The following is a 10,919-nucleotide window of genomic DNA, read 5'->3' as shown; positions in this document are numbered from 1 at the left end:
TATTGTGTCATTTTCCTGTGGCCCGGCGGGAAAGTTCAATCTACCAAGGGGGTATATCTCGGCCGAGGGGCGCTCTCACAGGCGGCGAGGGAGACGGATTTCGCGGGCTACAGTTCCGCCTCGGACCGGGGTCGGTCCGACGAGTGCGAACGAAGTTCACTCGATTTCGAATTTATATTTGTCATTCACCCCGACACATATATGCGTCCCGCTGTCGCAAGCACAGGTATGGCGATACAGACCCTGGACGACCTCGCCGTCCAAGGGACCACGCTCGGAGTGCGTATCGACATCAACAGTCCGCTGGACGACGACGGGAGTCTCGCCGACGACGCCCGTCTCCGCGCCCACGTCGACACCCTCTCGGAACTGCTCGAACGGGGCGGCCGAGTCGCCGTCCTCGCCCATCAGGGGCGACCGGGCGGCGACGAGTTCAGGGACCTCCGACCGCACGCCGAGCGCCTCGACGAACTCCTCGACGCCCCGGCCGGGTACGCCGACGCGACCTTCTCGTCGGACGCCCGCCGCGCCGTCGAGAACCTCGACGACGGAGAGGCGGTCGTGCTGGAGAACACCCGCTTCTACAGCGAGGAGTACATGGAGTTTCCGCCCGAACGGGCCGCCCGGACCGAACTGGTCGAGAAGCTCGGGGGCGTCCTCGACGCCTACGTCAACGACGCGTTCGCGGCCGCCCACCGCTCGCAACCCTCGCTCGTGGGCTTCCCGACCCGCCTGTCGGGGTACGCGGGCAGAGTGATGGAGCGCGAACTCGACGTTCTCGGCGACATCGAGGCCACGCCCGAACCTCGGACCTACGTCGTCGGCGGCGCGAAGGTCCCCGACTCGATGGCGGTCGCCGAGAGCGTCCTCGAACGCGGCCTCGCCGACAGCGTGCTGACGACCGGCGTCGTCGCCAACGTGTTCCTGCTGGCCGAGGGCATCGACCTCGGCGACGCCAGCGCCGACTTCGTCTACGACCAGGGCTACTGGGACGAGATCGACCGCGCGGCCGACATGCTCGCGGAGTACGGCGACCGAATCGAGGTCCCGAAGGACGTGGCGGTCGAGCGCGACGGCGAACGGTGCGAACTCGCGGTCTCCGACCTGCCCCCCGAGGACGGCGAGGCGGTCATGGACATCGGCTCGGAGACGGTCGCCGCGTACGGCGACCGTCTCCGAGGACCCGGGACCGCTATCCTCAACGGTCCCGCGGGCGTCTTCGAGGACGAGACGTTCGCCGCTGGCACTCGCGACCTGTTCGAGACCGCGACCGAGGCCGAGTACAGCGTGGTCGGCGGCGGCGACACCGCCGCCGCCATCCGGCGGTTCGGAATCGAGGGCTTCGACCACGTCAGTACCGGTGGCGGCGCGGCGCTCAACATGCTCACCGGCGAGGAACTCGCCGCCGTCGAAGCCCTGCGGAACTGAATGACCACCGTCGAAGCCGGGACGCTGGAGGACGTGGACGCGGTCGCCGACCGCTGGGTGTCGCTGGCGGAGGGCCAGCGCGCGTTCGGCTCTCACCTCCTCGCGGAGGACAACCGCGAGCGCGTCCGGGACGCGCTCGCCCGGCGAGCGGTCGCCGGGGAGTTGCTGGTCGCTCGCGCCGACGAGGAGGTCGTCGGCTTCGTCAGCTTCGGGGTCGAGTCGGGCCGCTACGAGCAGGACACCACCCGGGGCGTCGTCCAGAACATCTACGTCGCTCCCGAGTGCCGCCGAGAGGGCGTCGGCTCGGAGTTGCTCGCGGCCGCCGAGGAATCGCTGGTCGAATCGGGCGTCGAGACCCTGACGCTGGAGGTGATGGCCGACAACGACGCCGCCCGCGAGTTCTACCGGTGTCGGGGATATCGCCCCCACCGAATCGAGATGGAGAAACGACCCGAAAGCGATACGCTCACAAAGGAGTAGCGAGAACGTCGGGGTGCGCCAGGGGAGCTTGGGCGGTTCAAGCACCCGACTTGTAATCGGGAGTTCGTGGGTTCAAATCCCACCCCTGGCTTCCGGTCGTTGCCAGCGGTCGGCAACGACGGACGTAGTTCGGTGGGATTTGAACCCTGCAAGTCACAGCCCGGAACGGCCGACGGCCGCACGCCCGGACTGTCTTGCTTCGGTTCAAATCCCACCCCTGGCTTCCGGTCGCCGTTCTCGGTTATCTGAGGTGACCAGTGGTGTGTGTGGGTCGGGTTACCACACCACCGCCGTTTTTCGAACGCTTACGGGACGGGTGGCCCGACCCATGGTCGGTTCGGACCGACGCCCGTCGCTCGGTCGGCGTCGTTCCCGGGCGCGATTGGGTCTCACTCGAACGTGCCGACGTTCGAGAACTCCTCGGAGCCGCAACTCGAACACGCCGAGGGGCGGGAGATGAACACCTCGCCGCAGGCCTCACACTCGTAGAGGTCCGGCCCGGCGTCTCGCTCGGCGGTACCCCCGTCCTCGGGACCAGAAGCCGACGACCCCAGCAGGCGCTTCATCCGGTCGACGACTGCGGACAGCGTGCGCTTCAACGTTCTCCGATGCTTACCGCGGCTATAAAATCTTTGTTGTCGCCTATAGAATCCGACATATCGGTCGCTCGCGTTGCAGGGCGCTCGCGAGGGGTCGGCCGACGCTACTCGTCTTCGGGCCTCGGCAGCGCGACGAACGACTCCTGTATGATGCTGAACGGGTCGTACACCGACTGGTGGCACTGACAGTAAATCTCGTCGGCCGCGCCGAACTGCGCGCTCCCCGCAATCGTCTTGAACCCCGGCACGCAACAGAAGTGGGTGCATTTGTTGAGGTTGGCGATGAACCCCTCCTGCGTGCTGGCGCGTATCCACTGATTGTTCTCGGCCATCTGCTCGACGCGCTCGCTCCGGATGAGCTGGATGGGGAGCGTCTCGGCCGACGAGACGTCCTGAGACCGCCATGTGGCGAGCGCGGGCTTGCCGATGCCGTCGTCTCCGATGCCGTTGCCCCACGACTCGTAGTCCTCGAAGTCGTCGATGTGGACCCTGTCTCCGCCGTCGACCTCGCTCTGTTGCCACTCGTACGGTGCCGACCCGGAGTACCTGAAGTAGTTGTCCTGGTCGGCGTCGGGTCGGACGCCTTCGGCGGTCTGGATGCCGCAGTACTGGAACCACTCGCTGGTGTAGGTGATTCCGCCGAGTTGCGTCTCGGCGACGGTGAACGTCTGGCCCTGCTCGGTGACCTCCTCCGGTTCGGGCCAGAGGCCCCTGAGGTAGCCCTCGTCGTCGATCTCGACGGGTATCTGTGGCATCGAGCGCGGTGCCGGACCGTCGGTGTTCTCGACGCCGAAGTACTGGATGATTCCCCCGCCCGCGCCCGAGGGCGCGGTCGCGGTGTCGATGCCCGCCGCCGCGGCGGTGCCGATTCCGGCCAGCGCGGCGCTTCCGACCACGCCCTTCACGAAGCGCCGCCGTCCGGACTCCGCGGGGTACTTATCCTCCTCGTCGGCCATGGTACTCCCCCCGGAATTCCGCGTTAGTCATTCGTTATCTCCCCCGTACGGGATAGGTAGGCCTCCGACGTGATATGGCTGTTGGGGACCGGGAACCCACCACAGAGACTCTCGCCCCCGCGAAATCGGCCGCTGTCTTTTTACGCTTACCACGACTTCGGGTTCCTATGCACCTCTCGAAAGAAGAACGCGAACGTATCCAACAGTTCGTCTCCACGCCTCGCTACGAGCGCACGCCGGACCAGCTCTGCCCCGAAGACGACGAAGAGTAGCTACTCGACGACCGCGAACTCGCCGTTGCGCTTCTCGACGACCGCGAACTCGCCGTTGCGCTTCTCGACCAATTCCCGCTCCCGAAGCGTCCGGAGGATGCTGTACAGCGTGATCTTCGCCAGCCCGAGGTCCGACTGAAGTTCGTCGAGGGTAGCGGCCGTGGGCTGGAGGTAGAGGTAGACCAGCTTCGCTCGCGGCGACTCCAGTTCGCTCGGCAGTTCTCGGGCTCGTGTCGTCGGACGTTGAACGCTCATCTGAGTATCCGAACCCAGAGGTTCGACGATAATAAATCCCTATTACAACGTTCGTCGAAATCGCGGCGGTCCGACGCGAATGTTGCCGCGTTCGGCGAGAACCCGAGGCGGAACTCCGAAACCGGTCTCGTCGCCGACCGGTCAGGTAGGCGGTGGGTTTATGTGAGGTCCAACGGTATCCTTTCACAATGTGTCCGATGCCGGACGGCGGCCGGGACGCCGACGAGCGGTCGGCGCTGTCCCCGGACGACCTCGACATCGAGGAGCAGGACAAGGTCGTCGCGCTCGACCAGGGGCGGTACGTCATCGGAACCGACGAGCGTCCGTCGGTCCCGGAGTCGGACGCCGACGGCGGTGCGGCCGGGGACGGTGAGGCGACCGCGAGCGGCGAAGCGGCCGCGAGGGCCGGCGGCGAACGGGGCGAAAGCGCTCGCGGGGGCCCCGCGGATTCGGCCGAAATCAAACGATGGCTGGAGGACGACCTCCGAGGGACCAGCGCCCGGTACGGCTTCCACATCTCCGCGAAGTCCGAGGACGCGGTCGGCCACCAGCAGATGTTCTCCGACGACGTGGGGACGGTCTTCGACAGCCTCCTGCGGTGGTACGCCCAGCAGTTGACCACCGAGACCGCCGTCGAGGACGTGCTGGGAATCCTGCTGACCGAGTCGAACGTCCGAGTCCGTTACTCGCCGTCGTGCCTGCAGGCCATCCTCGAAGCCTACGACCTCGACCCCGACGACACCATCGCCGACCTCTTCGAGGCCGTTCAGGACGACCGCGGGATGGTCTTCCCGCCCGAGAACGTCTGAGCAGCGAGTTCCGGGGCGGTTCACCGCGACCACGGAGCGCGAGGACGACCACGGACCGCGACCGACCGATTATCATCTCCGAGAGCGGAGGCCGGGTTTTATGTACTGGCGTTCGATGTTCGAAATAGAGACCGTATGGAGGCACAGGAGACAGACCCGACCGCCAGCGACGCTCCGGGCGACGACGAGGAGGCGCTCCCGGTAGAGGCCCACGACGTGGAGACCCGACAGGTCGTGGAGTTCCGCCTCGGCGAGGACTACTGCGCGGTCGACATCGACGAGGTCGACGGCATCGTCGAAATAAAGAAGGTGACTCGCATCCCCCGGACGCCCGACCCCATCGACGGCGTGATGGACCTCCGCGGGGAGACCACCGCCATCATCGACCCCCGGGAGTTCCTCGGCGTCGAGGGCGAGGCCCCCGACACCGACGACCAGAACGTCCTCGTGCTCGACCGGGCCGACGACAAGCAGAAGATCGGCATCCGGGTGGACGAGGTGCTCGAAGTCGCCACCTACGCCGAGGACCGCATCGACACCGACGACGACATCTCGAACCTCGAAACCAGAGGTATCGAGGAGCGCGTCTCGCGAGGCATCATCCGGAAGCCCCAAGCCGAGGACGAGGTCGAGGGCGACGCCCTCGACCTCGTCGTCTGGGTGGACATCGACGCGGTCATCGACCAATTGAAATGAGCCCATCCGACGCCCCTCCGAGCATCAGCGATGATAATTGTAGGGGAGCATTTATTTCACCCTCTTTCGAACCAATCGCCTGGTGACTGTCCAATGGCAAAGAACGTGCTGATCGTCGACGATTCGGAGTTTATGCGGAATCTGCTTCGGGAGATCCTCGAAGAGGAGTTCGAGATCGCGGGCGAGGCCGAGAACGGGGTGGAGGCCATCGAACTCTACGAGGAACACAGCCCCGACCTCGTGATGATGGACATCGTGATGCCCATCCGGGACGGCATCGAGGCGACCTCCGAGATCAAGGAGAGCAACCCCAACTCGAACATCATCATGTGTACCAGCATCGGACAGGAGGAGAAGATGAAGGCCGCCATCAAGGCGGGTGCCGACGGCTACATCACCAAACCCTTCCAGAAACCCAGCGTGATGGACGCCATCGAGGACGTCGTCTCAGCATGACGCAGGCAGTCGTCGTCGACGACTCTCACTTCATGCGGACCGTCATCTCCGACATCCTCGAATCCGACGGCATCGAGGTGGTCGAGCAGGCCGCCGACGGCGAGGCGGGCGTGGCCGCGGTCGAGACCCACGACCCCGACGTGGTCACGATGGACGTAGAGATGCCCCGCATGAACGGCATCGAGGCCGTCGAGGAGATCATGGCGACGAACCCGACCCCCGTGCTGATGCTGTCTGCCCACACCGACGAGGGCGCGGAGGCGACCTTCGAGGCGCTGGAGAAGGGCGCGGTCGACTTCCTCGCCAAGCCGGGCGGGGAGGTCTCGACCGAGATATCCGCCCACCGCGAGGCGCTGGTCGAGAAGGTCCGGTCGGCCACGCGGGCCGACCCCTCGTCGGTCGGCGACGTCGAGACCGACGACGAGGCTATCGAGGCCGACCACGAGTACGTCGCGAACCCGACGCTCGTGGTCGGGGCCTCGACCGGCGGCCCGAGAGTGGTCGAGAAGGTCCTCTCGGACCTGCCCCGGGAGGCCGACCTCCGGGTGCTGGTCGTCCAGCACATGCCCGACGGCTTCACCGAGCGGTTCGCCGCCCGCCTCGACCGCCGCAGCGAGTACGACGTGGCGGAGGCCGAGGACGGGATGCGCATCGGCGGCGGCGAGGCGGTCGTCGCGAAGGGCGACTATCACATGGAGGTCGCCGGATACGGCAACGGTCGACTTCGCCTGCGCCTCCAGCAGGACGAACAGCGCCACGGCGTGCGCCCCGCCATCGACACCACGATGGAGACCGCGGCCGAGAAGGTCGACGGCCCGCTGACCGGCGTGGTCCTCACCGGCATGGGTAGCGACGGCGCGGCTGGCATCGAGGCCATCAAGGCCGTCGACGGCGCGACGCTCGCCCAGAACGAAGAGACCTGCTCGGTGTTCGGCATCCCGGCCCGCGCAATCGAGACGGGCTGTGTCGACCGGGTCCTCCCCGCCGAGGAGATGGGCAAGGCGATACTCGACACGATCCGAGAGAACGGGTGACACACGATGGAAGACTACCTACAGGAGTTCATACGAGAGAGCGAAGAGAACATCACCGAGTTGAACAACTCCCTGCTCGCGCTCGAAGACGACCCGGGCGACGAGGCCGCGATGGACTCCATATTCCGGACGGCCCACACGCTCAAGGGCAACTTCGGTGCGATGGGCTTTCAGGACGCGAGCGACCTCGCCCACGCCATCGAGGACCTGCTCGACGAGGTCCGACAGGGCCGGATGGAAGTGAGTTCGGAGATGATGGACCTCGTGTTCGCGGGCGTCGACGAGATCGACCGCGCGCTCGACCAGATAGACGAGACGGGCGAGTCGGACATCGAACCCGACGACATCGTCGCCGACATCCGCGACGCCATCCAGCGCGGCGAAACCGGCGGCGAATCGGCGGGCGACGAGACGCCCGGCGACGAGGCGAGCGGGGCCGAGGAGACAGGTGGCGACGGGTCGGCCGACGACTCGTCGTCGGCCGACCCGGTCGAGGACGCCCTCACGGCCCTCGACGACCCCGCTACGCTGGCCGACGCCGACGGCGAGGTGTTCCACGTCGCCGTCGACATGGGCGACCCCCAGATGAAGGGCGTCGACGGGATGTTCGCGCTGGAGGGGCTGAGTAGCGACCTCGACCTGCTCGCCACGGTCCCTGACGTGGACGCCGTCAACGATGGCGAGTACGACGACGGCTTCGACGCGTTCGTCACGGCCGAGACCGCAGACGAGGTCGAGGCGGCCGTGGGTTCGGTCGGTAAAATCGAGTCCGGAACCGTCTCGGCGGTCACCGACGACGACATCGCGGCGGCCGCGGAGGCCGCGGCCGCCGCTGGCGACGAGTCCCCGACCGAGGACGCGGCGGCCGATTCGGCCGCCGCGGACGAAGAGGCGACCGGCGGTTCGGACGACGACGCAGGCGAATCAGCGGCCGACACCGCGACCGCAAGCGACTCCTCGACCGCGAGCGACTCGTCGAGTCGCTCGCGGTCGACGGGCGGCGACGAGACCATCGAAGAGATTCAGTCGGTCCGGGTGGACGTAGACCAGCTCGACGACCTCCACGGACAGGTCGAACAGCTCGTCACGAGCCGCATCAAGCTCCGGCGGTCCATCGAGCAGGCCGAGCTGTCGAACGCCGAGGACCACCTCGACGAACTCGACAAGATAACGGGGAGTCTTCAGGACACCGTGATGGACATGCGGCTGGTGCCGCTCAAGAAGGTGGTCGATAAGTTCCCGCGGCTGGTCCGTGACCTCTCGCGCGAGCAGGACAAGGACATCGACTTCCAGATGGAGGGGACCGACATCGAGCTGGACCGCACCATCCTCGACGAGATCAGCGACCCGCTGATGCACCTTCTCCGGAACGCGGTCGACCACGGCATCGAGGACCCAGACGAGCGTGAAGCCGCGGGCAAGCCCCGCGAGGGGACAGTCCGGCTTCGCGGGTCGCGCTCGCGCGACCGCGTGACCATCGAGGTCGAGGACGACGGCGGGGGCATCGACCCCGACGGCATCCGGTCGAAGGCGGTCGAGAAGGGCGTGCTGACCCGCGAGGAGGCCGACGAACTCGACGACCAGGAGGCCCAAGAGCTCATCTTCCACGCGGGCTTCTCGACCACCGACGAGGTGACCGACGTGAGCGGCCGCGGGGTCGGGATGGACGTGGTCAACGACACCGTCTCCCGGCTCGACGGCGTCATCGACGTCGACAGCACGCCCGGCGAGGGGACGACCATCAGCCTCTCGCTCCCGGTCACGGTCGCCATCGTGAAGATGCTGTTCGTGGAGTCGGGCGACGAGGAGTACGGCATTCCCATCAAGAACGTCGACGAGATTCGGCGGATGGGCGAGGTCAAAACCGTCGAGGGCGAGGAGGTAATCACCCACGACGACACGGTGTATCCGCTGGTCCGGCTCGGGGACGCGCTGAACGTCCCGGGCGAGACCAAGAACGGCGACGGGATGCTGGTCCGGGTCAAGGAGTCCGAGCGACAGGTCGCCATCCATTGCGACGCGGTGAGCCGACAGGAAGAGGTCGTCGTCAAACCGTTCGAGGGCATCCTCAGCGGCATCCCCGGGCTCTCGGGGGCCGCGGTCCTCGGCGAGGGCGACGTGGTGACGATTCTGGACGTGGAGACACTATGAGCCGAGGTGACACTGAAAACTTGAAAGTAGACATTCGCAAGCTGAACATCTTCAATCAGATGGCCAAGGAGGGCGCGAACACGGTCGCGGCCCACCTCAATCAGATGACTGGGATGGAGACCGAGATGGAGATCACGAAGATAAACTTCCTCGACATCGAGGACATCAAGACCCATGTGGGCCACGACAAGCAGGTCGGCATCCACATCCAGCTGACCGAGCCGCCCCACGGGTACATCCTCTTCCTGTTCAGCGCCCGGAGCGCGAAGGCGCTGGCGTCGGGGATGCTCCCGGGCGACTCCGGGGGCTCCTCGAACGGCTTCTCGGACATGGAGAAGTCGGCGGTCCAGGAGATCGGCAACATCATGACCAGCGGCTTCATCGACGGGTGGGCGAACGTCCTGAACACGACCATCGACATCTCGACCCCCAAGTTCACCTACGGCGCGGGCTCGCGGATGGTCGAGAACCTCGTGGGAACCCGGTCCGACGAGATGGCCCTCGTGTTCGATTCCCGCGTTCACGCGCGCGAGGCCGACGTGGAGGTCAAGGTGTACACCTTCCCCGAGTTGGCGGAACTGGTCGGACTGATGAAACAGATCGAGATATGAGAGTCGACATCGAGTCCCTCGGCACCTTCAGCAGGACCGCCCACGAGGGTGCCGAGCGCGCCGCCCGGAACCTCACCGGCATGACAGGCATCGAGACCGCGGTGGACGTGACCGGCGTCTCGCTCTGCTCGGCCGACGCGCTCGCCCGCGACGACCGCGAGCGCATCGGCGTCGTCGTCGAGTTCGAGGGAGCGGTCACCGGCCAGAGCGTCCTCTCGTTCCCGCCGGAGGGCGTCGAGACGTTGCTCGACGCCCTCCTCCCGGGCGCGGAGTTGCGCGACAGCGCGATCCGGGAGGTCGGCAACGTGGTCACCAGCGGGTTCGTCGACGCGTGGGCCGACCACCTCGAAACCACCATCGACCTCTCGCCGCCGAGTCGGATCGACGGGACTCCCGCCGACCTGTTCGACGCGGTGGGGTTCGAGCGCGACCGCGCGGTCGTGTTCCGGAGCAGGGCCAGCGCGGTCGGCGAGCGACTCGACTTCGAGTTCCACATGTTCCCCGACCCCGACTCGCTGGCGGCGATGCTCGCCGACGGCGGCGGCGAGATTCCGGTCGAGAAGCTGACCGCGCTCCGGGAGGTCGCGCGGGCTGGCGCGAGGACCGCCTCCGAGAGCGTCTCGGCGATGACCGGCATCGACACGACCGTGGACGTCTCTCACCTGAGTTTCGTCCCGATAGAGGACGTGCCCGCCGAACTGAGCGGCCGCGAGCACGTCGGGGTCGTCCTCGAATTCGAGGGCGCGCCCGGCGGCTACATGATGATACTGTTCGACGAGCCGTCGGCCCGCGAGGTGGTCGCGGCGCTGGTACCGGGCGTCGAAGAGGTCGAATCGTTCGACGGGATGAACCGGTCGGCCATACAGGAGATCGGGAACGTGATGACCAGCAGTTTCGTGGACGGCTGGGCGAACGTGCTGGACGCCACCATCGACATCTCGACGCCCCAGTTCGTCCACGACATGGGCCGGGCGGTCGCCGACTCGGTGGTCGCGCGCCTCGGCCAGCGCCAGTCGTTCGCGTTCCTGTTCGACGCCACCCTCCGGGCCGACGACCGGTCGTTCGACTGCCAGCTCTACGCGATTCCCGACGAGACCGAGCTCCGGTCGGTCCTCGCCGACCTCGACCCGGACGCAACGGCCGAACGGACGACCAAGGCGGGTTCACTGTGA

General features: G+C 66.7%; 12 protein-coding genes and 1 tRNA gene. 10 read left to right on the top strand and 3 right to left on the bottom strand.

Annotated elements, in window-relative coordinates; translation table 11 throughout:
- The first annotated feature begins 228 nt into the window (after positions 1-228).
- From NGM10_RS15600 to NGM10_RS15590, 3 genes are all read left to right on the top strand, one after another.
- Complete coding sequence (locus tag NGM10_RS15600; RefSeq protein ID WP_253480387.1) at positions 229-1,428, top strand: phosphoglycerate kinase; 1,200 nt, start codon at positions 229-231, stop codon at positions 1,426-1,428.
- Positions 1,429-1,908 carry a GNAT family N-acetyltransferase gene (locus NGM10_RS15595; protein ID WP_253480385.1) on the top strand — a complete coding sequence of 160 codons (480 nt, stop codon included), beginning with the start codon at positions 1,429-1,431 and terminating at the stop codon, positions 1,906-1,908.
- Positions 1,909-1,925: 17 nt separating this feature from the next.
- A tRNA-Thr gene (locus NGM10_RS15590) sits at positions 1,926-1,999 on the top strand.
- Between the two features lie 298 nt (positions 2,000-2,297).
- Here NGM10_RS15590 and NGM10_RS15585 read toward each other — a convergent pair.
- The 3 genes from NGM10_RS15585 to NGM10_RS15575 form a co-directional block, all read right to left on the bottom strand.
- Complete coding sequence (locus NGM10_RS15585) at positions 2,298-2,507, bottom strand: hypothetical protein (RefSeq protein WP_253480384.1); 210 nt, start codon at positions 2,505-2,507, stop codon at positions 2,298-2,300.
- A gap of 104 nt (positions 2,508-2,611) precedes the next feature.
- Positions 2,612-3,463 (bottom strand): Rieske (2Fe-2S) protein, encoded by an 852-nt coding sequence (locus NGM10_RS15580; protein WP_253480382.1) that lies wholly within the window; start codon positions 3,461-3,463, stop codon positions 2,612-2,614.
- A 272-nt stretch (positions 3,464-3,735) separates the two neighbouring features.
- Complete coding sequence (locus NGM10_RS15575) at positions 3,736-3,990, bottom strand: TrmB family transcriptional regulator (protein WP_253480380.1); 255 nt, start codon at positions 3,988-3,990, stop codon at positions 3,736-3,738.
- Positions 3,991-4,178: 188 nt separating this feature from the next.
- Between NGM10_RS15575 and NGM10_RS15570 the strand changes: the two genes are divergently transcribed.
- From NGM10_RS15570 to NGM10_RS15540, 7 genes are all read left to right on the top strand, one after another.
- Positions 4,179-4,799: a DUF7500 family protein gene (locus tag NGM10_RS15570; protein WP_253480378.1), complete on the top strand. Its 621-nt coding sequence runs from the start codon at positions 4,179-4,181 to the stop codon at positions 4,797-4,799.
- Between the two features lie 135 nt (positions 4,800-4,934).
- The gene (locus NGM10_RS15565; RefSeq protein ID WP_253480376.1) at positions 4,935-5,495 is read left to right on the top strand and encodes a chemotaxis protein CheW; all 561 of its coding nucleotides are present in this window, start codon (positions 4,935-4,937) and stop codon (positions 5,493-5,495) included.
- A gap of 93 nt (positions 5,496-5,588) precedes the next feature.
- Positions 5,589-5,951, top strand: a complete 363-nt coding sequence (cheY, locus tag NGM10_RS15560; protein ID WP_253480374.1) for a chemotaxis protein CheY — start codon at positions 5,589-5,591, stop codon at positions 5,949-5,951.
- Complete coding sequence (gene cheB, locus NGM10_RS15555) at positions 5,948-6,985, top strand: chemotaxis-specific protein-glutamate methyltransferase CheB (RefSeq protein ID WP_253480372.1); 1,038 nt, start codon at positions 5,948-5,950, stop codon at positions 6,983-6,985. Before cheY ends, cheB begins: the two co-directional genes overlap by 4 nt.
- A 6-nt stretch (positions 6,986-6,991) precedes the next feature.
- Positions 6,992-9,136 carry a chemotaxis protein CheA gene (gene cheA, locus NGM10_RS15550; RefSeq protein ID WP_253480370.1) on the top strand — a complete coding sequence of 715 codons (2,145 nt, stop codon included), beginning with the start codon at positions 6,992-6,994 and terminating at the stop codon, positions 9,134-9,136.
- Positions 9,133-9,747 (top strand): chemotaxis protein CheC, encoded by a 615-nt coding sequence (locus NGM10_RS15545; RefSeq protein ID WP_253480368.1) that lies wholly within the window; start codon positions 9,133-9,135, stop codon positions 9,745-9,747. Before cheA ends, NGM10_RS15545 begins: the two co-directional genes overlap by 4 nt.
- The gene (locus tag NGM10_RS15540) at positions 9,744-10,919 is read left to right on the top strand and encodes a chemotaxis protein CheC (protein ID WP_253480366.1); all 1,176 of its coding nucleotides are present in this window, start codon (positions 9,744-9,746) and stop codon (positions 10,917-10,919) included. Before NGM10_RS15545 ends, NGM10_RS15540 begins: the two co-directional genes overlap by 4 nt.

This window comes from Halorussus salilacus (assembly GCF_024138125.1).
GTDB classification, from domain to species: Archaea; Halobacteriota; Halobacteria; order Halobacteriales; family Haladaptataceae; genus Halorussus; species Halorussus salilacus.
This window is presented reverse-complemented; position numbering and strand designations above follow the sequence as displayed.